The organism is Methylocella silvestris BL2 (assembly GCF_000021745.1).
GTDB lineage: Bacteria > Pseudomonadota > Alphaproteobacteria > Rhizobiales > Beijerinckiaceae > Methylocapsa > Methylocapsa silvestris.
On sequence record NC_011666.1, the window covers coordinates 1,263,829 to 1,286,291 of the forward strand.

Here is a 22,463-nt window from a genome sequence, read left to right on the forward strand (position 1 = left end):
GATCAAAAAACGAAACGCAAAATTCGCCCGTACCGGGCCGGTTCAATGGGATTTCGCTGCCCGCAACATCCATGGATCGCCGCCTGCGATGGCGGCCCTACCACTCCTGCGCAAGGCTGACCACGGCAAACCAGGGCGCGCCTGTCGGAGGTGAAAAGACGATCGTCGCAACGCTGGTGGCGTAATAGCTTCGCCCGCTGCCGTCGAGCCGTTCGTGATCGCCGGCCAGGTAGCGACTGTGGCATCGGACGACTTCCAGCGCAAAACCCTTCCCGTGGCTGCGCACGGCCGCCAACACGCCGGCGCTTTGACTCAGTCCGTTCGGATCGACATAGCCAGCCATGATTTTATTCTCGTGGCGCCGCGAGCCGCGCGGCGGGCGCGCTTGGAAAAGCGCCGCGAACCGCGCGGCGGGCGCGCCTGGAAAACGCTCAAGGCTAAAAACCGTTCCGGTCGCGACACGCCGCCGCAGGCCCTCGTCAAACCCGCGCACATTCCTCCTCGATAGCCGGACAGACACCGCTCGTTTCAGGGCCTAGCCGGGGCGGGAACTGCAGGAGTGTAGGCTGGCGCGAGCTTTACGCCGACGATTTCATATTCCGTTCGGCGATGACACAGCAACGGAAGCGGCAGGGCCAGGGGAAACAGCTTTTGATGATATTCAAGACTGACCGCGCTGCCCGGAGGGATCGCCTCGAGTTCCTTCTCAATCGTCTTGTCGGGGACGGAAAAGTAAAACGTATTGTCGATGGCGCCCTTGTTCTGCGTCAGGGAGTCCGATTTGGCGAAATTCGCCAGAGCAAGCTGCCCTTCCCGAGTCCAGCAGATAAAGCCTTTGGTCGATAATTTATCGATGATTCCCGTGCGCGTGCCGATCGAGTAATTATACGAGTTCACCAGCGCCGCGAGGCCGATGAAAATCGCCAGCGCGACAAGCGCGACGAAGGCGAATTTAAACTTCCAGGACATGAACGCCCCCCCCCCCTTGCGCGGCGAGGACGCCCACGCGGCCGGACACTGCCTTTAGACGGCGTCAACCGCAAGCCGTAATCCCAACCGCTCACCCCGCGCGCGGATGCGCCGAGCGATAGGCCTCGATCAGCCTTGCGCTGTCCACCGCCGTATAGATCTGGGTCGTCGACAGCGAGGCGTGGCCGAGCAGTTCCTGGATCGAGCGCAGATCGCCGCCGCGGCTCAAAAGATGGGTGGCGAAGGAATGGCGCAGCGCGTGCGGCGTCGCCGAATCCGGCAGGCCGAGCGCGCCGCGCATCCGCTCGACGGCGAGCTGGATGATGCGCGGCGAGAGCGGCCCGCCCTTGGCGCCGACGAATAGATGACGCTCCGGCGGCAGATGATACGGGCATAGCTTGAGATAGGCCTCGACGGCCTGCCGCACCGGCGCGATCACCGGAGCCTCGCGAATCTTGCCACCCTTGCCGGTAATTCGCAGCGTGTCCCGTTCCCCGATCGGCGCATCGGCGCGCAGAATCGACAGCGCCTCGGAAATGCGCAAGCCCGCGCCATAGAGCAGCCCGAGAACGGCGGCGTCGCGCGCAAGAATCCATGTCGGGCGGTCCTCGCCCGCGCGCGATTCAACGCTCGTCACCGCGCATGCGGCGGCGGCCGTCAGCGGTTTTGGCAGCCGGCGCGGCGCCTTTGGCGCGCGAACGGCGCCGAGCGCGGCGCTCTGCTGGACGCCGCTGCGCTGCAGATAATGCGTAAAAGAGCGAAGGCCCGCGAGCTGGCGCAGCAGCGAACGGCTGCCGACGCCGGCCGCCCGGCGCGCGGCCATGAAAGCGCGCAGATCAGCCGGCGATAGGGTCGAGACCATCGCCAGTGAAGGAGGCGCTCCAAAATGGATTGCGGCGAAGCTTAAGAATTGGCGAAGATCGCGAGAGTAGGCGGCGAGCGTCAGCTCAGCGACGCGTCGCTCTCCGCCAAGATGCGCGAGCCAGGCTCTCGCGCAGGACGCCAGTTCGGCGTCGGCCGGCGCGAAATCGTGGCGCGCGGCGCGGGTCAGGCTGGGGGCGGCGGCTTTTTTATTGGCCATTGGCCAGTCTTGCCGCTTGCAGCCTAAGTTTTCGTTAGGAGCGCTTGATGTCGGCCGTGGCCGCGACAAGCAATTCGTCGAGCTTGCGCTGGATCTGATGCTCGGAGACCGGCGCTCCGGCCTTTTCGAAATCCGCGCGAACGCCGGCAAGCGCTTGTTCGGCTCCTTCGGCGACTTCCTTATGAACCAAAGCGGAGGCGTAGGCCTCGGCGTCCGCGCCCGTCTTGCCAAGTTTCTCGGCGGCCCAGAGCGCAAACCACTTGTTCCGGCGCGCGATCGCCCTGAAATGCAGTTCTTCGTCATGCGCGAGCTGCGCCTCGAAAGCCTGTTCGCGTTTGTCGAAAGTCGTCATAAGCGCACTATCCCTTATGTGGGCGACCTTAAAATCGCGCCCTTCACGCCCATTTAATTAACACGATTTCTTGAAAAAACCATGGTCGCATGTTCAGCATCCCGCCATTCGACGCATGCGCAAGATTGATTTCTTTTCTGTATCCGAAAGCGGATGTCTGCTAGAAATAGGCTGGGCCGATCCACTTGGGAGGAATCATCTTCAGCGTCGAATCATAGCGTTGAGACAGGCCGCGCGCGAGCGCCGCCCTCGGCGGTCGTTCTCGCTTGTCTGATCTGCGGGACGGAAAACTTGTCCCTAGAGCGCAAAAGCGTGTAAGACCCGCCGGATGCGGCTTTGCCCGAGCCTAATTTCACTCCTTCCGCCGCCAAACGCGCTGCCGCCGTCTGGATGCGGGTCAAGGATGTTCCAAAGGAGCCACGCCGCCAATGGATCCTCTCAAGCCACGGTTAATCCCAATGAATCGCCGCCGGCGCATCTATGAAGGCAAGGCCAAAGTCCTCTATGAGGGGCCAGAACCCGGTACGCTCATCCAGCATTTCAAGGATGACGCCACCGCCTTCGACGCCAAGAAACATGAGGTGATCGACGGGAAGGGCGTGCTCAACAACCGCATTTCCGAGTACATCTTCCAGAATCTCAACGACATCGGAGTGCCGACGCATTTCATCCGGCGTCTCAACATGCGCGAACAGCTCATTCGCGAAGTCGAGATCATTCCGCTGGAAATCTGCGTTCGCAATGTCGCGGCCGGCTCGCTCGCGACCCGCCTTGGCATCGAGGAAGGCACCCAGCTGCCGCGCTCCATCATCGAATTCTATTACAAGAACGATGAGTTGCACGATCCGATGGTGTCGGAAGAACATATCACCGCCTTCGGCTGGGCGAGCCCGCAGGAGATCGACGACATCATGGCGCTCGCCATAAGGGTCAATGATTTCCTCACCGGACTCTTCCTCGGCGTCGGCATCCGTCTTGTCGATTTCAAGATGGAATGCGGCCGCTTGTGGGAAGGCGACATGATGCGCATCGCCGTGGCGGACGAATTTTCGCCCGATTCCTGCCGGCTATGGGACATGAAATCCAACGACAAGCTCGACAAGGACCGCTTCCGCCGCGACCTTGGCGGCCTCGTCGAGGCCTATACGGAAGTCGCGCGCCGGCTCGGCATCCTGCAGGAAAACGAGCAGCCCCGCGCCAGCGGTCCGAAGCTGGTGCGCTGACAATCGGATCGGCGGCGGCCCAAGAGGGCGGCCGCTTTTCTCAAGGCGCGGGCGACGGAGCGCTTGTTTGCGGTTCGCCGCAAATTCATAAAACCACGGAGGCTTCGGCCTCCGTTTCTGTTTTTTGCGATCGACCGGCGCGCCCTGCGCGGCCCGGCATAGGATAGGCGAGCGATGAAAGCGCGGGTCTTCGTCACTTTGAGAAGCGGAATTCTCGATCCGCAGGGCAAGGCCATCGAAGGCGCGCTAAAATCGCTTCAGATCGACGGCGTCAAGAGCGTGCGTCAGGGCAAGCTGTTCGATGTCGAGATCGAAGCGCAGGATCCCGCCGCCGCCAAGGCTCTTCTGCAGCAGGCCTGCCAAAAGCTTCTCGCCAATCAGGTGGTCGAGGACTTTGAGGTCGAGATTTCCTAAAGATCCTTCGCCGATCGAGCCCAGTCCATGCGCAATCTTGTCCAGCCGGAGTTCATTGCCTCATGAAATCCGCCGTCATCCTGTTTCCGGGCTCCAACCGCGAAGGCGACGCCCTTCGCGCCTTGAAACCGCATGGGCCGGCGGAGATTGTCTGGCACGGCGACGCCGAATTGCCGCATGGGACCGACCTGGTGGTGCTTCCCGGCGGATTTTCCTATGGCGATTATCTGCGCTGCGGCGCCATCGCGGCGCATTCGCCGATCATGGCGGCGGTGCGCGCGCACGCGGAGCGCGGCGGCCTCGTGCTTGGCATTTGCAACGGCTTTCAGATTCTCGTCGAATTCGGCCTGCTGCCCGGCGTCCTCATGCGCAACGCGGGGCTTCATTTCATCTGCCGCATGCAGCATCTTCGTGTCGAGCGCATGGACACCGCCTTCGCCTCGGCTTATGAAAAGGGCCAAATTATCCGCATCGCCATCGCCCATGGCGAAGGCAATTACGCCGCCGATGCGCAGACAATCGCGCGGCTCGAGGGGGAAGGACGCATCGCCTTCCGCTATTGCGACGCGCAAGGCGAGGCGCCGCCGGCGGCCAATCCGAACGGCTCGATCAACGCCATCGCCGGGATCTATTCCGAGCGTTTCAATGTGCTCGGCATGATGCCGCACCCGGAAAATCTGATCGACCCGCTGGTCGGGGGAACGGACGGGCGCGGGCTGTTCGAGAGCCTCGCGCGCTCCTTCGCTGTCGCTGTCTGAAACCATTCGACCGGCCGAATTTTTTGAAACGCCCTCTTTGGAGCGCTACAGAAACGCGCTAATATGTCGCGGTTGGCCAGCAAGAGGCGCGGCGTGCAAGGTCGCGGCTTCGTCAAAGGCCAAGGCGGAACATTTGCGTTGTTCGCACGGAAACAACCCACCTTGTTTTGGCTTATCGTCGGCGCCGTGATCGGCGCCTTCGCCGTGTTCCTCGGGACGGCAGGCAATCTGTTTTCTCTTCCCGCCTGGCTCGCAGCGCTTGTGCCGACGCTCAGCGCGATTTTCTTTGGCGTGATCGGCCCGAGGATCGGCCAAAGCTCGACCGATGAAAATATTGAAAACCAGTTGGGCCTTGGAACGTAATGCCCGAAGCCTCGACCAGCAATTCCGTCGTTGCGGGCGGCGCTTTGGGCGGCGCGATCGCCGTCATCATCACATGGGCGTGCAAGACCTTCCTTGCCTATGACATGCCGAGCGAGGTGGCCGCCGCAATGGCGACCGTTCTCATCGCCGTCGGCGGCTGGATCGGCGAAAAGAGGCAATGATCCCGCGCGGCTGAGCGGTTTTTGAGAAAAGCCGCCTGAGCTGCGGCGCCTTCGCCCAACCTTCCCGCTTCCTCCGTCCCCTGCCGAAACTTGCACGCGAACCGCCGCGGTCTATGTCCCCGGCGCCCCACGTCGCGCGAAAGAAGCTTGCCAAGGATAGACGGCTTCCTGCAAACAAACGCAGCTTTTCGTTTCAGCGGAAGAGACCATCCTATTGCCTCGACAGGACCCAGCCGTCACGCCCGAACTCGTCGCGTCGCACGGCCTCAAGCCGGACGAATATCAGCGCATCCTCGATCTGATCGGCCGCGTTCCGACCTTTACGGAGCTCGGCATTTTCTCGGCCATGTGGAACGAGCACTGCTCCTATAAATCGTCGCGGCTGCATCTGCGCGCGCTGCCGACCAAGGCGCCCTGGGTCATTCAGGGACCGGGCGAGAACGCCGGCGTGATCGACATCGGCGACGGCGAGGCCTGCGTCTTCAAGATGGAGAGCCACAACCATCCCTCCTACATCGAGCCCTTTCAGGGCGCGGCCACCGGAGTCGGCGGCATATTGCGCGACGTCTTCACCATGGGCGCACGCCCCGTCGCCTGTCTCAACCTGCTGCGCTTCGGCGCGCCGGAACACCCCAAGACGCGCCATCTCGTTTCCGGCGTCGTCGCCGGCATCGGCTCTTACGGCAATAGTTTCGGCGTGCCGACAGTCGGCGGCGCGACGGCGTTCCACATGGGCTATGACGGCAATATTCTCGTCAACGCCATGGCGGTGGGCATCGCCCGCGCCGATGAGATTTTCTACGCCAAGGCGACCGGAATCGGCAATCCGATCGTCTATCTCGGCTCAAAGACCGGCCGCGACGGCATCCATGGCGCGACCATGGCCTCGGCCGCTTTCGAGGAGGACGCCGAGGCGAAGCGCCCGACCGTGCAGGTCGGCGATCCTTTCACCGAGAAGCTGCTGTTAGAGGCTTGCCTCGAACTGATGCGCACCGGCGCCGTCATCGCCATTCAGGACATGGGCGCGGCCGGGCTGACCTCCTCGGCAGTCGAAATGGGCGCCAAGGGCGATCTCGGCATCGAACTTGATCTCGACGCCGTGCCCTGCCGCGAGACCGGCATGAGCGCCTATGAGATGCTGCTCTCCGAGAGTCAGGAGCGCATGCTGATGGTGCTCGATCCGCAAAAGGAGGCCGAGGCCAAGGCGGTCTTCGTCAAATGGGGGCTCGATTTCGCCATCATCGGCAAGACCACCGATACGCTGCGCTTCGTCGTCAAACATGAGGGCGAGGTGAAAGCCGACCTGCCGATCAAGCAGCTTGGCGACGCCGCCCCTCTTTATGACCGCCCGCATATCGCGAGCCCGGCGCTTGAGAAGATCGAGGCCGCCGCGATCGAGCCGCCGCTCTCAAACGCCGGGGCGCTCGCGTTGCTGCTGGCGACGCCGGATCTTTGCTCCAAGCGCTGGATCTACGAGCAATATGACCATCTCATTCTTGGCAATAGCGTCGAGACGCCGGGGGGCGACGCGGCTGTGATCCGCCTTGGCGACGGCCCGAAGGGTCTTGCCCTTACGACCGACGTGACGCCCCGCTACTGCGAGGCGGACCCCGTCGCGGGCGGTCGGCAGGCCGTCGCGGAAGCCTGGCGCAACCTGACCGCCGTCGGCGCCCTGCCCCGCGCCGTGACCGACAATCTCAATTTCGGCAATCCGGAAAAACCCGAGATCATGGGCCAGTTCGTCGGCTGTCTGACCGGCATCGGCGAAGCGTGCCGGGCGCTCGACTTCCCGATCGTCTCCGGCAATGTCTCACTTTACAATGAGAGCAGCGGCAAGGGCATTCCGCCGACGCCCTCGATCGGCGGCGTTGGCGTCATCGCGGACGTCGGCCTTGCGGCGAAACTCGCCTTCCGGCGCGCAGGCGACGCCATTCTCCTGATCGGCGACACGGAGGGCTGGCTCGGCCAGTCGCTCTATCTGCGCGACGTCTGCGGCCGCGAGGCGGGCGCGCCGCCGCCGGTCGATCTCGCCGCCGAAAAGCGCAATGGCGATTTCGTCCGCGAGCTGATTCGCGCGGCCCTCGTCAGCGCAGTCCACGACATATCGGACGGCGGACTTGCCGTCGCCCTCGCGGAGATGGCGATGGCCGGAGGAGTCGGCGCGAGCGTCGAGGCGCCCGCCAATGTCCCGGCGCATGGCTTCTGGTTCGGCGAGGATCAGTCGCGCTATATTGTCGCGACCTCGCCCGAGCGTGCGCTCGGCGTTCTCGCCGCGGCCCAGCGCGCCGGCGTTCCCTGCCGCCGCATCGGCGAGACAGGCGGCGCGGCGTTGACCCTCAAGGGCGAGGCGGCCATATTGATCGCGGATCTTTCGGCGCGCTTCGAGGGCTGGCTTCCCGATTATATGGCGGCCGCGCTCTAGAAGTTCGGTCTGCGGCGCGACAATTGCTCAGGCGGCTGCAAAGCGCGCAACATCAAGGAATTTCAACCATGCCCATGGAACCCGCCGATATCGAGACGCTGATCAAAAAAGGAATCCCGGACGCAAAGATCGAGCTCACCGACCTTGTCGGCGACAAGGATCACTGGTCGGCGACCATCACTTCGGCGGAGTTCGTCGGCAAGACGAAGCTCCAGCAGCATCAGATCGTCTATAAGGCCCTCGGGGCTTTCATGGGCGGCCCGCTCCATGCATTGCAGCTCAACACGCAAGCTCCCAAATAGGGTGGGACGCGCTTCATCTCGCCGGCAAAGAATTGAAAGGAACTGGCAATGGCCATCAAGGACGTGATTCAGTCGACGGTCGACTCCAACGATGTCGTGTTGTTCATGAAGGGGACGCCGAATTTCCCGCAATGCGGCTTTTCGGGCCAGGTCGTCCAGATCCTGTCCTATCTCGATGTGCCCTACACGCCCGTGAACTGCCTCGAGACGGACGAAATCCGTCAGGGAATCAAGGAGTTTTCGAGCTGGCCGACGATTCCCCAGCTTTACGTCAAGGGTGAATTCATCGGCGGCTGCGACATCGTCCGCGAAATGTTCCAGAGCGGCGAACTGGCGAGCCACCTCGCCGGCAAGGGCATCCCGGTCAAGCAGCCCGCAAAGGCCTGATCTTTAGCGGGCCCAGCGCCGCCCTCGGGCGGCTTTGTCCGCAAAGCGCCAGCGCTATGTCTGAAATCGGCCACCTCTGGCAGGCTGAGGCCTAAGAGCCCGCCCGGCTTGGGCGGGTTTTTCTATTTTCGCGCGGCGGCGATCAGCGCGAGAGCGTCGGGCGAATCCCATTCCGCCGGCCCGGCCATGACTCCAAGATCGCAGCCGTTGCGGTCGACAAGAATCGTCGTCGGCAGACCCAGCGCCTTGCCGACGCCCTTCAGCGTTTGAAACACGCCAGCGGTTTCATCGGCGAAGAAATCGAGATTTTTGATCTCCGCCTCTTTCAGAAATGCTTTCGGCCGATCAAGCTTGGCGGTGTCTATATTGACCGCAACCACCTTGAAGCCATCCGAGCCGGCCTTCGCCTGCAGGCGGTCAAGCGCGGGCATCTCCTTGCGGCAAGGCACGCACCAGGTCGCCCAGAAATTCAAAAGCACCGTCTGGCCCCTGAATGAAGCAAGCGCCGTCGGGGCGCCGTCCGGTCCATTGAAAACGAGCTCGGGCAGCGGGCCCGGCTGCGTCGAGACCGCGAAAGCCGCAACCTCGCCATGGGCGAGCGGCGCGAGCGTCTTGGCGATCTGGCGCGATCCCGGACAGGCGACGTCAGCCGCGGCCTCCTTGCCGCCCCGCGCGTTCATCGCGTAAACAAAGGCCAACACCGCGGCGCCGACCAGAAGGAAGGCGATTATCAGCCGGCGGCGCGCGCCGCCGCGTCCAAGCCGCGGATCGCCGACCAGCGAAAAATCTTCTCGCGCCATGCATTGTTCTCCGATTGTCCGCGTGAGCGCGGGCAGGTCCTTCTAGCGAGCGTAACGAAATGAGCAACAAGATGTGGGGCGGCCGGTTCGCCAGCGGCCCGGACGCGATCATGGAGGAGATCAACGCCTCGATCGGCTTCGACTACCGGCTGGCGATGCAGGATATCGCCGGATCGAAAGCCCATGTGGCCATGCTCGCCGACGTCGGAATCGTCAGCGCCGACGACGCCGCCGACATAACCCAGGGCCTCGAAGCCATCAAAGCGGAAATCGAGAGCGGCGCCTTCACCTTTTCGCGCGCGCTCGAAGACATCCACATGAATGTCGAATCGCGCCTCGCCGCTCTGATCGGCCCCGCCGCCGGACGGCTGCACACGGCGCGCTCGCGCAACGATCAGGTGGCGCTGGATTTCCGCCTCTGGGTGCGCGACACGATCGACGCGCTCGATGGCCAGCTGCGCGGCCTGCAGCTCGCCCTCGCCGAAAAGGCCAAGCTCTACGCCGGCGCGGTCATGCCGGGCTTCACCCATATGCAGTCGGCCCAGCCGGTTACCTTCGGCCATCATCTGCTCGCCTATGTCGAGATGTTCGCGCGCGACCGCTCGCGCCTTCGCGACGCCCGCGCGCGGCTGAACGAAAGCCCGCTTGGCGCGGCGGCGCTAGCCGGCACTTCTTTTCCGATCGACCGTCACGCCACCGCCCGCGCGCTCGGCTTCGACCGGCCGACCGCCAATTCGCTGGATAGCGTGTCGGACCGCGATTTCGTGCTGGAAACCCTGAGCGCGGCTGCGATCGCCGCGGTCCATCTGTCGCGTTTCGCCGAGGAGATCGTTTTGTGGTCGACGCCGCAGTTCGGCTTCGCCCGGCTGTCGGATAAATTCTCGACCGGCTCCTCGATCATGCCGCAAAAGCGCAACCCCGACGCCGCCGAGCTCGTGCGCGGCAAGGCCGGCCGGGTGATCGGCGCGCTGACCGGCCTCCTCGTCGTAATGAAGGGCCTGCCGCTGACCTATTCGAAGGACATGCAGGAAGACAAAGAAGGCGCCTTCGACGCGCTGCATTCGCTCTCGCTTTGCCTTGCCGCCATGACCGGCATGGTCAAGGATATCGAGCCCGACACAGAGCGCATGAAGGCGGCCGCCGGCGCCGGCTACGCCACCGCGACCGACCTCGCCGACTGGCTGGTGAAGGCGCTCGGCCTGCCCTTCCGCGAGGCGCATCATGTGACGGGGCGCCTCGTCGCGGCGGCGAGCGCGCAGGATAAGGGCCTCGAGGAGTTGGCGCTCGCCGAGATGCAGGCGGTCGAGCCGAGGATCAACGCCGGCGTCTTCGCCGTATTGGGGGTCGAAAACTCCGTCCGCAGCCGCATGAGCTATGGCGGCACGGCGCCCGCCAATGTGAGCGAACAGGCGGAGCGCTGGCTGGGCGCGCTCGCCGCCGAACCCGCTTCGAAGATTTGAGGCCGCGCCGATGCTGCTGAACGGCCCCAGCCTCGCGCCCCTTGCCGGCGGCGCGGCGAACGCTCTCGTCGTGCTGCTGCATGGCGTCGGCGCCAATGGCGCCGATCTCATCGATCTTGCCGCCTATTGGCGGCCAGATCTGTCCCAAACCGCATTCGTCTCCCTCAACGCGCCTTTTCCCTGCGACTTTGCGCCCGACCGGCTGCAATGGTTCAGCGTCGCCGACCGCACGCCCGCGGTTCTGCTGCAGGGCATGCGCGTCGCAGCCTTGAGCCTTGACGCGACGCTCGACGCGCTCCTGGCCGAGCGCGGCCTGACGGACGACAGGCTCGCGCTCGTCGGGTTTTCGCAAGGCGCGATGATGGCGCTTCATGTCGGGCTGAGGCGGCGCCGGCGGCTCGCCGGGATCGTTGCCTTCTCCGGCGCGCTGCGGGGCGGCGAGACGCTTCGCGCCGAAATCTTATCGAAGCCGCCGGTTCTGCTGGTTCACGGCGAGATGGACGAGATCGTGCCTTTCGCGGCGATGGCCGAGGCCCGCTCCGCGCTGGAGCGCGAAGGCGTCCCGGTCGCCGTGCTGGCGCGGCCCCGGCTCGGCCATGCGATCGACGAGGTCGGCCTCGACGCGGCCGGGCGATTCCTGCGCGACGCGCTGGCGCCGGGGGTCGCGGCCGGCTGACGCAAATCTTCCACCGTCAGGATCGAACCATCCGGCTCGCAACTCACGCGTTCATGCGACATGGGCGCGCAGAACGTCCTATTTCACCGGCAACGCGATCTTCGGCAGAAAACCGCGGCCGTCGGCAAGGATGAACTGCCACATCGAGCGCGCCGCCGGCGATTGCTCGCGGGCCTGCGGGCGCACCACATACCATTGCCGCATGATCGGCATGCCGATGACGTCGAGGATCGCGAGACGGCCCTCGGCGACTTCCGCCTCGATGGTGTGCGCGGAGATGAGCGTGAGGCCAAGGCCCGCCATCACCGCCTGCTTGACCGTCTCGTTCGAGCCGATCTCGATATGGACGCGCGGCGGCGGCAGCACCAATCCGCCAAAGAAAGCGTCGAAATTATTGCGCGTGCCTGAGCCCGCTTCGCGGATGATGAAGCCCTCATGGCACAGCTCGGTCTTGTCGATGCCGACGCGCTTGGCCATGCTGTGATCGGGCGGCGCGATGACGACCTGCGGATGCGGGCCGAAAATCTCCGCGACGACCGGAACGTCCGCTGGCGGAAATCCCATCAGGGCGACATCGACGGTCTGCTCGCGCAGCGCGGCGACGATGGTCGCGCGATTGCCGACCGTGACCGCGATCTCGACGCGCGGATGCCCGCGCGCGAAGGAGGCGATCAGGCGTGGCGCGAAATATTTGGCGGTGGAGGCGACGCCGATCGTGACGCGGCCGGCGTTCTTGTCCTTATGCGCGGTCAGCGTCGCCTTGAGCTCGGCGAGCAGGAGATCGACGCGCATGGCGATCGTGACCACCTCCTGCCCCGCGCTGGTCAGGCGCAGCCGTCCGCCGGTGCGGTCGAACAAGGCGACGCCGACATCGTCCTCGAGCAGTTTTATGCGCGACGTCAGGGCGGCGGCGGTCACATTGAGGACGTCCGCCGCCGCAGCGATGGTGCCGCTCTCGGCCACCGCGACGACGGTTTCGAGGTGCTTTAAGGTCATCCGGCGCATGCGCACTCCGTAGAACTTGCCGCAGACCGGCTCAACCTAAATCACTTTTATTTCGGATGGCTTTCGGCGATAACGCTGGAGGATATGATGCAAAAAGGGCCGACATGCCAAGGATTTCGGGCGCAGAAGAATTGAAAGCCTACCTCGGCCGCGTCGTCGGCGCCGACGCCCGTCTTGAGGCGGCCGCGGCGACGCTTGGCGAGATCGCCGCCGCCTCCGTTAAAATGTCGGATCTGATCGGGCTCGGCCGGCTTTACGGCCATCTTGGCGACAGCCGTGGAAGCACCAACAGCGACGGCGACGTCCAGAAAGAGCTCGACGTCCTTGCCGATGAGATGTTCGTCGAGGCGCTGCGCCGCGCGCCGGTCTATGGCGTCGTCTCGGAAGAGCTGAAAGAGGCGCTTCTGCTCAATCCGAACGCTCCTATCGTCGTCTCCATGGACCCGCTCGACGGTTCGTCCAACATCGACGCCAATGTCTCGATCGGCACGATTTTCTCGCTGCTGCCGACCCTTCCGGAAGCGCGCTCGCTCGAGGCCCATTTCCTGCAAAAGGGACGCGCGCAGATCGCAGCGGGATTTGTCATCTACGGTCCGCAGACCTCGATGGTCTTCGCGATCGGCGCCAGCCCGGTCGAAATCTTTACGCTCGATCGCAACGACGGACAGTTTTACCACGCGGCGACGGTAGGGCCGATTCCGAAGGAATCGTCCGAATATGCGGTCAATTCCTCGAATTACCGCCATTGGGAGCCCTCGATCCGCGCCTTTATCGAGGATTGCGCCCGCGGCCTCGATGGGCCGATGAAGCGCAATTACAATATGCGCTGGGTGGCCTCCCTCGTTGCGGAGGCCTATCGCATCCTGCTGCGCGGCGGCATTTTCCTCTATCCGGGCGACCAGCGGCCGGGCTATTCCGACGGAAGGCTGCGGCTGCTCTATGAGGGCGCTCCGGTCGCTTTCCTCATCGAGCGGGCGGGCGGCGTCGCGACCGACGGGCTTTCGCCCCTGCTCGACATTGAGCCGACCGCCATTCACCAGCGCGCGCCGCTTGTCTTCGGGTCGGCAGACCCGGTGCGCCTCGTCGCCCGCTATCGCTCCGATCCGAAAGTCTCCGCCGAACGGGCGCCGCTGTTCGGCGGCCGCGGCCTTATGCGCGATTAGAATCCAAAATCACCGTGATCGAATGGGCCGTTCAGTCGCACGGACATCATAAGAAATCTGTAACGCTTTGTTTTGACATATTTCCTTTCCGTGAACCAAGCGGCGGGATCGCTCGGAAAGGATCGGCGGACGGCCCGGCGCCGCGCGGAGCATGGCTTCGGCGGCGTCATGCTCTAATGTGTTGACGAGAGCGGGGAAGCTCAAAAGGTCATGTCGGTCAGATATCCGATCATTTCGGTTACCGGTTCGTCGGGCGCTGGCACCACCTCGGTCAAGCGCACCTTCGAGCAGATTTTCCGGCGCGAGGGAATTAACGCCTGCTATATCGAGGGCGACGCCTTCCACCGCTACGATCGCATCGAAATGCGGAACGTGATGGAGGAGGAGTCGGCCAGAGGCAACAATCATTTCAGCCATTTCGGGCCGGCCGCCAATCTGCTCGATGAGCTTGAAGAGGTCTTCCGCACCTATAGCGCGCGGGGCGTCGCCAAGACCCGCCATTATGTGCATGACGAGGCCGAGGCCGCGCTATTCGGCCAGGAGCCCGGCACTTTTACGGAATGGAAATCGCTTCAGGCGCACAGCGACCTCCTGTTCTATGAAGGCCTGCATGGCGCGTCCGTGACCGACAAGGTCAATATAGCCCGCCACGCCGACCTGAAGATCGGCGTCGTTCCGGTGATCAATCTCGAATGGATTCAGAAGATCCATCGCGACCGCGCCGACCGCGGCTATACGACCGAAGCGGTGATGGACACGATCTTGCGCCGGATGCCAGATTATACGCGCTACATCTGCCCGCAGTTCACGGAGACGGACATTAACTTCCAGCGCGTGCCGACGGTCGACACCTCAAATCCCTTCACGGCGCGCTGGATCCCGACGGCGGACGAATCCATGGTGATCATCCGCTTCGCCAAGCCGAGCGGCATCGACTTTCCCTATCTGCTGTCGATGATCCACGACAGCTTCATGTCGCGCGCGAACTCCATCGTCATCCCCGGCGCCAAGCTCGACATCGCCATGCAGCTCATCCTGACGCCTTTCATTCTGCAGCTGGTCGAGCGCAGAAGGCGCCTGACCCAAGGACGGAAATTCGATGAACGCGCTCACGAAAACTTCTAAGGGAGCGACGGACGCCGAGATGGCGAACGCCATCCGCGTGCTGTCCATCGACGCCGTGGAGAAGGCGAACTCCGGCCATCCCGGCATGCCGATGGGCATGGCCGACGTCGCGACCGTGCTGTTTACGCGCTTCATGAAATTCGATCCCGCCGATCCCGCGTGGCCGGACCGCGACCGCTTCGTCCTGTCTGCCGGCCATGGCTCGATGCTGCTCTATTCCCTGCTCTATCTGCTCGGCTATCCGGGCGTCACGCGAGCCGAAATCGAGCGCTTCCGTCAGCTCGATTCGAAGACGCCGGGACATCCCGAATATGGCCACACTGCCGGCGTCGAGACCACGACTGGGCCGCTCGGCCAGGGCCTCGCCGCGGCGGTCGGCATGGCGATCGCCGAAAAACTGCTCGCCGCGCGCTTTGGCTCAGGCGCCGTCAATCACCGCACCTATGTCATCGCCGGCGACGGCTGCTTGATGGAGGGTGTCAGCCAGGAGGCGATCACGCTCGCCGGGCACCTGAAACTGTCGAAACTGATCGTTCTTTGGGATGACAATGGCATCACCATCGACGGCAAGGTTTCGTTGGCCGATTCGACCAACCAGCTCGCCCGCTTCGAGGCGGCCGGATGGGCGGCAGCGAGCGTCGACGGACATGATCCCGAGGCGGTCGCGAAGGCCCTCGAGGCGGCGCAATCCTCCGACCGGCCGACCCTCATCGCCTGCCGCACCACCATCGGCTATGGCGCGCCGACCAAGGCCGGTACCCATGCGGTTCATGGCGCGGCGCTCGGCAAGGACGAGGTCGCGGGAACGCGCGCCGCCTATGGCTGGCCGCATGCGCCTTTCGAGATCCCCGATCCGATCGCCAGCGCCTGGCGCGAGACGGCGGTGAAGGCGTCGGCCCCTCGCGCCGCCTGGGAGGCGCGGCTCGCAGCGCTCGAGCCTGTGCTGCAGGCGCGATTCAAGGCCGACATCAGCGGCGACATCGAGCCCGCGGTCGCAGACGCGGTCGAAGCGTTCAAGAAGGCGGCGAGCGACGCCAACGCGCCGCAGGCGACGCGCATCTCTTCGCAAAAGCTGCTCGACAAGCTCGCCCCGGCGCAGCCCAATCTGATCGGCGGTTCGGCCGACCTCACGGGCTCCAACAACACCAAGGCCGCCGACATGAAGCCGGTGTCGCCGGTCGATTTTTCCGGTCGCTACCTGCATTACGGCATCCGCGAATTCGGCATGGCCGCCGCGATGAACGGCATCGCCCTGCATGGCGGCTTCATCCCCTATGGCGGAACCTTCCTCGTCTTTGCCGACTATAGTCGGCCTGCGATCCGCCTTGCGGCGCTGATGGGCATTCGCGTCATTCATGTGCTGACCCATGATTCGATCGGGCTCGGCGAGGACGGGCCGACGCATCAGCCGGTCGAGCACCTGGCCTCGCTGCGCGCCATTCCCAATCTGCTTGTGTTCCGCCCGGCGGACGCCGTCGAGACGGCCGAGGCCTGGCAGCTCGCGCTGGAGCGCCGGACTTCGCCCTCGGTGATCGCGCTGACGCGGCAGAATCTGCCGATCGTGCGGCGCGACCATACGACTGAGAATCTCAGCGCCGCCGGCGCCTATGTGCTGCGCGCGCCGGAAGGCGAACGCGACGTGACGCTGTTTGCGACGGGCTCCGAAGTTTCTTTGGCGGTCGAGGCGGCCGACCGGCTTCGCGCCGAAGGCGTCAGGGCGGCCGTGGTGTCGATCCCCTGCTTCGAGCTGTTCGCCGAGGCGCCGGCCGCCTATCGCGCCAGCGTCATCGGAACGGCGCCGCGGGTCGGCGTCGAGGCGGCGCTGCGGCAGGGCTGGGATATTGTGCTTGACCGGGATGACGGCTTCGTCGGCATGTCGTCATTTGGCGCTAGCGCTCCGGCCGGCGAACTCTACAAGAAATTCGGCATTACCGTGGATGCGGTCGTCGCCGAAGCCCGCGCGCGGCTCGCGCGCTGAACGAATTTGTGCGCGGCTCGCGCGCTGAATATGCCGGGCGAGGAAACGGTCCGCGAGTTGCTTGACCGCGGCGGCGGGCGGGCCTCGCCTTCAATGCTTCACGCGCCGGCCTGAACGGCCGGCTGGCCCACGATTCACACTGTGGACGGAGATTAGACATGGCTCGAATTACCCTTCGCCAGCTGCTCGATCACGCCGCCGAGCATGATTATGGCGTTCCCGCCTTCAACATCAACAATATGGAGCAGGGCCTCGCGATCGTCGAAGCGGCCGCCTCGGTCGACGCCCCGGTGATCATCCAGGCCAGCCGCGGCGCGCGCGGCTACGCCAACGACATCATGCTCGCCAAGATGATCGAGGCGCTGATCGAGATGTATCCGGATATCCCGATCTGCATGCACCAGGACCACGGCAATGGCGAGGCGACCTGCTTCAGCGCCATCCAATATGGCTTCTCGTCGGTGATGATGGACGGCTCGCTCGAAGCCGACGCCAAAACCCCCGCCTCATATGACTACAACGTGGCGATTACGGCCCGGGTCGCCGAAGTCGCCCATCTCGTCGGCGCTTCGGTCGAAGGCGAACTTGGCGTGCTCGGCTCGCTCGAACATGGGACCGGCGAACAGGAAGACGGCCATGGCGCCGAGGGCGTGCTGAGCCGCGATCAGCTCCTGACCGACCCCGACCAGGCGGTCGATTTCGTGATGCGCACAAAAGTCGACGCGCTCGCCATCGCAATGGGAACTTCGCACGGGGCCTATAAGTTTTCGCGCAAGCCCGATGGCGAAATCCTCTCGATGAAAGTGATCGAGGAGATCCACGCCAAGCTGCCGAACACCCATCTTGTGATGCACGGCTCGTCGTCGGTGCCGCAGGATCTGCAAGATATTTTCAACGCCAATGGCGGCGGCATGCGTCAGACGTTCGGCGTGCCGGTTGAGGAGATCGTTCGTGGCATCAAGCATGGAGTGCGCAAGGTCAATATCGACACCGACTGCCGTCTCGCCATGACGGGCCAGTTCCGCCGCATCGCGACCGAGTTCAAGGATGAATTCGATCCACGCAAATTCCTGAAGCCGGCGATGGACGCTATGCGCGCGGTCTGCAAGCTGCGCCTCGAACAATTCGGCACCGCCGGCAACGCCTCGAAGATCAAGGTGCTGCCGATGTCGGCGATGGCCAAGCGCTACGCGTCGGGCAGCCTCGAGCCGCGCGCCCATCTGCAGCGTTCGGCGGCGGAATAGAGGCTGGGCGCGCCGCGCCGCCACGCGAAGGAGAGCCCGATGACCGCCTCGCCGCCCGCTCAGCCCCGCTCCCGCTACTCGGCGGGCGTGATGGAATATCGCGAGATGGGCTATTGGCAGCCGGATTATGTTCCGGGCGAGACCGACATCATCGCCTGTTTTCGCGTGACGCCGCAGGAGGGGGTCGATCCGATCGAGGCTTCGGCCGCCGTCGCCGGAGAATCCTCGACCGCGACCTGGACGGTGGTGTGGACCGACCGGCTGACGGCATCCGAAAAATATCGCGCCAAATGCTATCGCGTCGATCCGGTGCCGAATGCGCCCGGCTCCTGGTTCGCCTTTATCGCCTATGATCTCGATCTGTTCGAGCCGGGCTCGATCTCCAATCTCGCGGCCTCGATCATCGGTAATGTCTTCGGCTTCAAGCCGCTGCGGGCGCTGCGGCTTGAGGACATGCGTTTTCCGGTCGCCTATGTGAAGACTTTTCAGGGGCCGGCGACGGGCATCGTCGTCGAACGCGAGCGGCTCGACAAATTCGGCCGCCCCCTGCTCGGCGCCACGGTCAAGCCGAAGCTCGGCCTCTCCGGCCGCAATTATGGCCGCGTCGTCTATGAGGCGCTAAAGGGCGGGCTCGACTTCACCAAGGACGACGAAAACATCAATTCGCAGCCCTTCATGCATTGGCGCGACCGGTTCCTCTATTGCATGGAGGCGGTCAACCGCGCCGAGGCGGCGACCGGCGAGATCAAGGGCACCTATCTCAACGTCACCGCCGCCACCATGGAAGACATGTATGAGCGGGCCGAATTCGCCAAGGAGCTCGGCTCGGTCATCATCATGATCGACCTCGTGATCGGCTATACGGCGATCCAGTCCATGGCCAAATGGGCGCGCCGCAACGACATGATCCTGCATCTGCATCGCGCCGGTCATTCGACCTATACGCGGCAGAAGATCCATGGCGTCTCTTTCCGCGTCATCGCCAAGTGGATGCGGCTCGCCGGCGTCGACCATATCCACGCCGGCACCGTCGTCGGCAAGCTCGAGGGCGATCCCAATACGACGCGCGGCTATTACGACATCTGCCGCGAGGATTATAATCCGCAGCAGCTCGAACACGGGATTTTCTTCGACCAGCACTGGGCCTCGCTGAACAAGCTGATGCCGGTCGCCTCGGGCGGCATCCACGCGGGCCAGATGCACCAGCTGCTCGCTCTCCTTGGCGAGGACGTCGTGCTGCAGTTCGGCGGCGGCACCATCGGCCATCCCATGGGAATCGCCGCAGGCGCGACCGCCAATCGCGTCGCGCTGGAAGCGATGATCTTCGCACGCAATTGCGGACGCGATACGCTCGCCGAGGGCCAGACGATCCTCGAAGATGCGGCCCGGGGATGTACGCCGCTGCGCCAGGCGCTCGACGTCTGGAAAGACGTCAGCTTTGATTACACGTCGACGGATTCGCCCGATTTCATCCCGACCGCAACGCCCGCATAAAGCATGACGCCGCTGGCGTCATGCTCCAAACCATTGGAGTCGATCACGTTTCATGATTTTGGCTTCGATCCAAAATCATCGTGATCCAGCGAGGAGATCCGATGCGCGTCACACAGGGGTGCTTTTCGTTCCTGCCGGACCTCACCGACGATCAGATCCGGTCACAGGTGCATTATTGCATCGATAAGGGATGGGCGATCAATCTCGAATACACGGACGATCCGCACCCGAGGAACACCTATTGGGAGATGTGGGATCTGCCGATGTTCGACATCAAGGACCCCGCCGCCGTCATGCTTGAGCTCGATGCCTGCCGCAAGGCCCATGCCGGGCGCTATTATGTGCGGCTTTCGGGTTTCGACGCCTCGCCTGGATGGGAGAGCGTGCGCATCTCCTTCATCGTCAATCGTCCTGAGAAGGAGCCGGGCTTTCGCCTCCTGCGGACCGAGGGGCCTGGTCGCCGGCAGATCTATTCGCTGCAGTCCTATGCGGTCGACCGGCCGGAATCGGAGCGCTATTGAGGCGCGGCCGACGAGATAGAGACGCGAAGGATGAATGACGAGCAGCCAACGCAATCCGGCGACGATGGCGGCGCGCCGCAGGCGACGATCGACCTGCGCGCCGAATTGCGCGACACCCATGTCGCGGAGGTTCTCGACACGCTCGACCGCGAGCTGGTCGGGCTCGCCCCCGTCAAGGAGCGCATCCGGCAGATCTGCGCGCTGCTCATCGTCGACCGCGTGCGCCGCCGCCTCGGCCTGATCTCCGAGCCGCCGACCCTGCATATGTCCTTTACCGGCAATGCCGGGACCGGCAAGACCACGGTCGCCCTCCGCATGGCGGAGATTCTGCACAAGCTCGGCTACATCCGCAAAGGCCATCTCGTCTCGGTGACGCGCGACGATCTTGTCGGCCAATATATCGGCCACACCGCGCCGAAGACGAAAGAGATCCTAAAGAAAGCGATGGGCGGCGTCTTGTTCATCGACGAGGCCTATTACCTCTATCGCCAGGAGAATGAGCGCGATTACGGGCAGGAGGCGATCGAAATTCTTTTGCAGGTGATGGAGAATCAGCGCGAGGATCTTGTCGTGATCCTCGCCGGCTACGCCTACCGCATGGATCAGTTCTTCCGCTCCAACCCGGGCTTTCGCTCGCGAATCGCGCATCACATCGATTTTCCCGACTACGCGGACAGCGAATTGATGGCGATCGCCGAATCGATGCTCGCCGCCCAGCATTATAAATTCAGCCCTGACGGCGCAGAGGCCTTTGCGGCCTATATCACGGAGCGGCGCCGCCAGCCGCTGTTCTCCAACGCGCGCTCGGTCCGCAATGCGCTCGACCGAGCCCGCCTGCGCCACGCCAGCCGCTATTTCGAGCAGGACGGCCCCGTCCGCCTCGAGGATCTGATGACGATCGACGCGGCCGACATATTGTCGAGCCGGGTGTTCAACGCGGAAAACTCGAATTGAGAAGGTCAGCATCATGAATCCGCTCGTCATCGCGCCGTCCATCCTGTCCGCCGATTTCGCAAAGCTCGGCGAGGAAGTCCGCGCCATCACGGAGGCCGGCGCCGACTGGATTCACGTCGACGTCATGGACGGTCATTTCGTGCCGAACATCACGATCGGCCCGGCGATCGTCGCGGCGCTGCGGCCGCATACGCATTTGCCCTTCGACGTGCATTTGATGATCGCGCCCTGCGATCCCTATCTCGAAGCCTTTGCGCAAGCCGGCGCCGATCTCATCGCCGTCCATGTCGAGGCCGGCCCGCATCTGCACCGCTCGCTGCAGGCGATCCGCGCCCTCGGCAAGAAGGCCGGCGTCGTGCTGAATCCGGCGAGCCCGGCCTCCAGCGTCAAGCATGTGCTGGATCTTCTCGATCTCGTGCTGGTGATGTCGGTCAATCCCGGTTTCGGCGGCCAGGCCTTCATCCCCTCGGCGGTCGAAAAAATCGCCGAGCTCAAGGCGATGATCGGCGATCGCCCGATCCGCATCGAGGTCGACGGAGGAGTCAATCCGGAGACGGCGGCGCTTGTCGCGGCGGCGGGGGCCGACACGCTCGTCGCGGGCTCGGCGGTGTTCAAGGGGGGCCCTGGCCAATACGCCGCCAATATCGCCGCCATTCGCGCCAGCGCGGCGGCGACCGCGCGGCGCGATGCGGCCTGAACCTCGCCCCTGCCTCGCCGCCTCTGCAAATTGGCTGCGCCAAATTGACTTCACAACGACGACGCCCTTATAAGACGCGTTCTGCGCCGGGCGCGAATGTCGCGCCCGCGTTCTCGACGCGCGGGCTGCGAACAGCGGCCGGCGACACGCAAAATAATTGAAGGAAGTTGACGGTGAAGCGGACTTATCAACCGAGCAAGCTCGTGCGCAAGCGCCGGCACGGGTTCCGGGCCCGGATGGCGACTGTCGGCGGGCGCCGGATCATTGCAGCGCGCCGCGCGCGGGGCCGCAAGAAACTCTCCGCTTGAGCCAAGGCGTGCGGCGCTGACGGCCGCGGCGATGTTCGCCGCGCGCCTTGGCGCGCCGCAGCAGCAAGGCAGGCGCATCGTGCAGGAGGCTCCTTCTCCGGCAGCGCCGGCGCGGCTGAAACGCCGGGCGGATTTTGTTCGCGCCGCCAAGGGCAAACGCTTCCACGCCAAGGGTTTTACGCTTCAGGCTGTGGAGCGGCCCGAAAGCGACCGCGCCACTGCCGCGCCGCGATTCGGCTTCACCGTCACCAAAAAGGTCGGCGGCGCCGTCGTGCGCAACCGCATCCGGCGGCGGTTCAAGGAAGCGTTGCGCACGGCAGAGGCCCTTCCCGCGCGGCCTTGCCGCGACTATGTAGTAGTCGCCCGCATCGAGGCTCTTCGCCTCGCCTTCGCAACAATGCAGGTTGAACTGATCCGGGCGATCGACAAAATCGAATCCAGCCAATCGAAGCCCGACGGACGCTCGCGCAAACGCGGACCAAACCGCGAGGCGCCGCAACAAAGCCGCCCGCAAGGGAGCGGCGGCGTCTGATTCCGCGACGGTGGACCGCCGCCGGCGGCCTCCATTCTGTATATGGTCACATC

At 64.2% G+C, this 22,463-nt stretch carries 26 protein-coding genes; 20 read left to right on the forward strand and 6 right to left on the reverse strand.

The genetic code is table 11. From position 1 onward, the window contains the following. Nucleotides 1-97: 97 nt before the first annotated feature. The 4 genes from MSIL_RS21210 to MSIL_RS06070 form a co-directional block, all read right to left on the reverse strand. The gene (locus MSIL_RS21210; protein WP_148213033.1) at nt 98-343 is read right to left on the reverse strand and encodes a hypothetical protein; all 246 of its coding nucleotides are present in this window, start codon (nt 341-343) and stop codon (nt 98-100) included. A gap of 185 nt (nt 344-528) precedes the next feature. Next, nucleotides 529-969 (reverse strand): hypothetical protein, encoded by a 441-nt coding sequence (locus MSIL_RS06060; protein ID WP_012590215.1) that lies wholly within the window; start codon nt 967-969, stop codon nt 529-531. 91 nt (nt 970-1,060) lie between these two features. Continuing rightward, on the reverse strand, nt 1,061-2,020 hold the full coding sequence (locus MSIL_RS06065; protein ID WP_425277114.1) for a tyrosine recombinase XerC: 960 nt from the start codon (nt 2,018-2,020) through the stop codon (nt 1,061-1,063). Nucleotides 2,021-2,084: 64 nt separating this feature from the next. Continuing rightward, nucleotides 2,085-2,402: a DUF1476 domain-containing protein gene (locus tag MSIL_RS06070; RefSeq protein ID WP_012590217.1), complete on the reverse strand. Its 318-nt coding sequence runs from the start codon at nt 2,400-2,402 to the stop codon at nt 2,085-2,087. 428 nt (nt 2,403-2,830) lie between these two features. Here MSIL_RS06070 and purC point away from each other — a divergent pair, with 428 nt between their 5' ends. The 8 genes from purC (at nt 2,831) to grxD (ending at nt 8,453) form a co-directional block, all read left to right on the forward strand. Further along, complete coding sequence (purC, locus tag MSIL_RS06075) at nt 2,831-3,625, forward strand: phosphoribosylaminoimidazolesuccinocarboxamide synthase (protein WP_012590218.1); 795 nt, start codon at nt 2,831-2,833, stop codon at nt 3,623-3,625. Between the two features lie 174 nt (nt 3,626-3,799). Then, nucleotides 3,800-4,039, forward strand: coding sequence for a phosphoribosylformylglycinamidine synthase subunit PurS (gene purS, locus MSIL_RS06080; RefSeq protein ID WP_012590219.1), 240 nt, complete (start codon nt 3,800-3,802; stop codon nt 4,037-4,039). Nucleotides 4,040-4,101: 62 nt separating this feature from the next. Next, nucleotides 4,102-4,797, forward strand: a complete 696-nt coding sequence (gene purQ / locus MSIL_RS06085) for a phosphoribosylformylglycinamidine synthase subunit PurQ (protein WP_012590220.1) — start codon at nt 4,102-4,104, stop codon at nt 4,795-4,797. 162 nt (nt 4,798-4,959) lie between these two features. Beyond that, on the forward strand, nt 4,960-5,160 hold the full coding sequence (locus tag MSIL_RS06090) for a hypothetical protein (protein WP_148213034.1): 201 nt from the start codon (nt 4,960-4,962) through the stop codon (nt 5,158-5,160). Then, nucleotides 5,160-5,342, forward strand: a complete 183-nt coding sequence (locus MSIL_RS06095; protein ID WP_012590222.1) for a hypothetical protein — start codon at nt 5,160-5,162, stop codon at nt 5,340-5,342. The genes MSIL_RS06090 and MSIL_RS06095 overlap by 1 nt, the downstream gene beginning before the upstream one ends. Nucleotides 5,343-5,556: 214 nt before the next feature. Next, nucleotides 5,557-7,764 carry a phosphoribosylformylglycinamidine synthase subunit PurL gene (gene purL, locus MSIL_RS06100; RefSeq protein WP_012590223.1) on the forward strand — a complete coding sequence of 736 codons (2,208 nt, stop codon included), beginning with the start codon at nt 5,557-5,559 and terminating at the stop codon, nt 7,762-7,764. Nucleotides 7,765-7,832: 68 nt separating this feature from the next. After that, a complete protein-coding gene (locus MSIL_RS06105) occupies nt 7,833-8,066 on the forward strand; it encodes a BolA/IbaG family iron-sulfur metabolism protein (RefSeq protein ID WP_012590224.1) in 234 nt (77 codons plus the stop codon). A 48-nt stretch (nt 8,067-8,114) separates the two neighbouring features. Continuing rightward, complete coding sequence (gene grxD, locus MSIL_RS06110) at nt 8,115-8,453, forward strand: Grx4 family monothiol glutaredoxin (protein ID WP_012590225.1); 339 nt, start codon at nt 8,115-8,117, stop codon at nt 8,451-8,453. 122 nt (nt 8,454-8,575) lie between these two features. On the opposite strand, the gene tlpA is transcribed toward grxD, so the two are convergent. Continuing rightward, nucleotides 8,576-9,253: a thiol:disulfide interchange protein TlpA gene (gene tlpA, locus MSIL_RS06115; protein WP_012590226.1), complete on the reverse strand. Its 678-nt coding sequence runs from the start codon at nt 9,251-9,253 to the stop codon at nt 8,576-8,578. 59 nt (nt 9,254-9,312) lie between these two features. On the opposite strand from tlpA, the gene argH reads away from it, so the two are divergent. Together argH and MSIL_RS06125 are read left to right on the forward strand one after the other, a co-directional pair. Next, on the forward strand, nt 9,313-10,713 hold the full coding sequence (gene argH / locus MSIL_RS06120; protein WP_012590227.1) for an argininosuccinate lyase: 1,401 nt from the start codon (nt 9,313-9,315) through the stop codon (nt 10,711-10,713). 10 nt (nt 10,714-10,723) lie between these two features. Continuing rightward, nucleotides 10,724-11,389: an alpha/beta hydrolase gene (locus MSIL_RS06125; protein ID WP_012590228.1), complete on the forward strand. Its 666-nt coding sequence runs from the start codon at nt 10,724-10,726 to the stop codon at nt 11,387-11,389. Nucleotides 11,390-11,467: 78 nt separating this feature from the next. On the opposite strand, the gene MSIL_RS06130 is transcribed toward MSIL_RS06125, so the two are convergent. Next, nucleotides 11,468-12,394, reverse strand: coding sequence for a LysR family transcriptional regulator (locus MSIL_RS06130; protein ID WP_012590229.1), 927 nt, complete (start codon nt 12,392-12,394; stop codon nt 11,468-11,470). A 104-nt stretch (nt 12,395-12,498) separates the two neighbouring features. Here MSIL_RS06130 and MSIL_RS06135 point away from each other — a divergent pair, with 104 nt between their 5' ends. The 10 genes from MSIL_RS06135 to rnpA all read left to right on the forward strand — a co-directional run bounded on the left by MSIL_RS06135 (nt 12,499) and on the right by rnpA (nt 22,410). Further along, the gene (locus tag MSIL_RS06135; RefSeq protein ID WP_012590230.1) at nt 12,499-13,557 is read left to right on the forward strand and encodes a class 1 fructose-bisphosphatase; all 1,059 of its coding nucleotides are present in this window, start codon (nt 12,499-12,501) and stop codon (nt 13,555-13,557) included. Between the two features lie 210 nt (nt 13,558-13,767). After that, nucleotides 13,768-14,682: a phosphoribulokinase gene (locus MSIL_RS06140; RefSeq protein ID WP_012590231.1), complete on the forward strand. Its 915-nt coding sequence runs from the start codon at nt 13,768-13,770 to the stop codon at nt 14,680-14,682. Continuing rightward, nucleotides 14,657-16,660: a transketolase gene (gene tkt, locus MSIL_RS06145; RefSeq protein WP_012590232.1), complete on the forward strand. Its 2,004-nt coding sequence runs from the start codon at nt 14,657-14,659 to the stop codon at nt 16,658-16,660. Before MSIL_RS06140 ends, tkt begins: the two co-directional genes overlap by 26 nt. A gap of 158 nt (nt 16,661-16,818) precedes the next feature. Then, nucleotides 16,819-17,904, forward strand: coding sequence for a class II fructose-bisphosphate aldolase (gene fba, locus MSIL_RS06150; RefSeq protein WP_012590233.1), 1,086 nt, complete (start codon nt 16,819-16,821; stop codon nt 17,902-17,904). A 39-nt stretch (nt 17,905-17,943) separates the two neighbouring features. After that, nucleotides 17,944-19,398, forward strand: a complete 1,455-nt coding sequence (locus MSIL_RS06155; RefSeq protein WP_012590234.1) for a form I ribulose bisphosphate carboxylase large subunit — start codon at nt 17,944-17,946, stop codon at nt 19,396-19,398. 101 nt (nt 19,399-19,499) lie between these two features. Beyond that, the gene (locus MSIL_RS06160; RefSeq protein WP_012590235.1) at nt 19,500-19,919 is read left to right on the forward strand and encodes a ribulose bisphosphate carboxylase small subunit; all 420 of its coding nucleotides are present in this window, start codon (nt 19,500-19,502) and stop codon (nt 19,917-19,919) included. Nucleotides 19,920-19,949: 30 nt separating this feature from the next. Beyond that, nucleotides 19,950-20,873: a CbbX protein gene (gene cbbX / locus MSIL_RS06165; RefSeq protein WP_012590236.1), complete on the forward strand. Its 924-nt coding sequence runs from the start codon at nt 19,950-19,952 to the stop codon at nt 20,871-20,873. Nucleotides 20,874-20,886: 13 nt separating this feature from the next. Then, nucleotides 20,887-21,570: a ribulose-phosphate 3-epimerase gene (gene rpe, locus MSIL_RS06170; RefSeq protein ID WP_012590237.1), complete on the forward strand. Its 684-nt coding sequence runs from the start codon at nt 20,887-20,889 to the stop codon at nt 21,568-21,570. A gap of 173 nt (nt 21,571-21,743) precedes the next feature. Next, a complete protein-coding gene (rpmH, locus tag MSIL_RS20575; protein ID WP_012590238.1) occupies nt 21,744-21,878 on the forward strand; it encodes a 50S ribosomal protein L34 in 135 nt (44 codons plus the stop codon). Nucleotides 21,879-21,909: 31 nt separating this feature from the next. Next, nucleotides 21,910-22,410, forward strand: a complete 501-nt coding sequence (gene rnpA, locus MSIL_RS06175) for a ribonuclease P protein component (protein ID WP_083772179.1) — start codon at nt 21,910-21,912, stop codon at nt 22,408-22,410. Nucleotides 22,411-22,463 lie beyond the last annotated feature (53 nt).

Excerpts from the sequence above, each read along its gene's own strand:
- MSIL_RS06135 (WP_012590230.1), top strand. The coding sequence starts at position 12,499 with ATGCCAAGGATTTCGGGCGCAGAAGAATTGAAAGCCTACCTCGGCCGC.
- argH (WP_012590227.1), top strand. The coding sequence starts at position 9,313 with ATGAGCAACAAGATGTGGGGCGGCCGGTTCGCCAGCGGCCCGGACGCG.
- MSIL_RS06140 (WP_012590231.1), top strand. The coding sequence starts at position 13,768 with ATGTCGGTCAGATATCCGATCATTTCGGTTACCGGTTCGTCGGGCGCT.
- MSIL_RS06095 (WP_012590222.1), top strand. The coding sequence starts at position 5,160 with ATGCCCGAAGCCTCGACCAGCAATTCCGTCGTTGCGGGCGGCGCTTTG.
- MSIL_RS06070 (WP_012590217.1), bottom strand. The coding sequence starts at position 2,402 with ATGACGACTTTCGACAAACGCGAACAGGCTTTCGAGGCGCAGCTCGCG.
- MSIL_RS06130 (WP_012590229.1), bottom strand. The coding sequence starts at position 12,394 with ATGCGCCGGATGACCTTAAAGCACCTCGAAACCGTCGTCGCGGTGGCC.
- MSIL_RS06060 (WP_012590215.1), bottom strand. The coding sequence starts at position 969 with ATGTCCTGGAAGTTTAAATTCGCCTTCGTCGCGCTTGTCGCGCTGGCG.
- purC (WP_012590218.1), top strand. The coding sequence starts at position 2,831 with ATGGATCCTCTCAAGCCACGGTTAATCCCAATGAATCGCCGCCGGCGC.
- rnpA (WP_083772179.1), top strand. The coding sequence starts at position 21,910 with ATGTTCGCCGCGCGCCTTGGCGCGCCGCAGCAGCAAGGCAGGCGCATC.
- tkt (WP_012590232.1), top strand. The coding sequence starts at position 14,657 with ATGAACGCGCTCACGAAAACTTCTAAGGGAGCGACGGACGCCGAGATG.
- cbbX (WP_012590236.1), top strand. The coding sequence starts at position 19,950 with ATGAATGACGAGCAGCCAACGCAATCCGGCGACGATGGCGGCGCGCCG.
- grxD (WP_012590225.1), top strand. The coding sequence starts at position 8,115 with ATGGCCATCAAGGACGTGATTCAGTCGACGGTCGACTCCAACGATGTC.
- rpe (WP_012590237.1), top strand. The coding sequence starts at position 20,887 with ATGAATCCGCTCGTCATCGCGCCGTCCATCCTGTCCGCCGATTTCGCA.
- purQ (WP_012590220.1), top strand. The coding sequence starts at position 4,102 with ATGAAATCCGCCGTCATCCTGTTTCCGGGCTCCAACCGCGAAGGCGAC.
- purS (WP_012590219.1), top strand. The coding sequence starts at position 3,800 with ATGAAAGCGCGGGTCTTCGTCACTTTGAGAAGCGGAATTCTCGATCCG.
- MSIL_RS06125 (WP_012590228.1), top strand. The coding sequence starts at position 10,724 with ATGCTGCTGAACGGCCCCAGCCTCGCGCCCCTTGCCGGCGGCGCGGCG.
- tlpA (WP_012590226.1), bottom strand. The coding sequence starts at position 9,253 with ATGGCGCGAGAAGATTTTTCGCTGGTCGGCGATCCGCGGCTTGGACGC.
- fba (WP_012590233.1), top strand. The coding sequence starts at position 16,819 with ATGGCTCGAATTACCCTTCGCCAGCTGCTCGATCACGCCGCCGAGCAT.
- MSIL_RS06155 (WP_012590234.1), top strand. The coding sequence starts at position 17,944 with ATGACCGCCTCGCCGCCCGCTCAGCCCCGCTCCCGCTACTCGGCGGGC.
- MSIL_RS06105 (WP_012590224.1), top strand. The coding sequence starts at position 7,833 with ATGCCCATGGAACCCGCCGATATCGAGACGCTGATCAAAAAAGGAATC.
- MSIL_RS06160 (WP_012590235.1), top strand. The coding sequence starts at position 19,500 with ATGCGCGTCACACAGGGGTGCTTTTCGTTCCTGCCGGACCTCACCGAC.
- MSIL_RS21210 (WP_148213033.1), bottom strand. The coding sequence starts at position 343 with ATGGCTGGCTATGTCGATCCGAACGGACTGAGTCAAAGCGCCGGCGTG.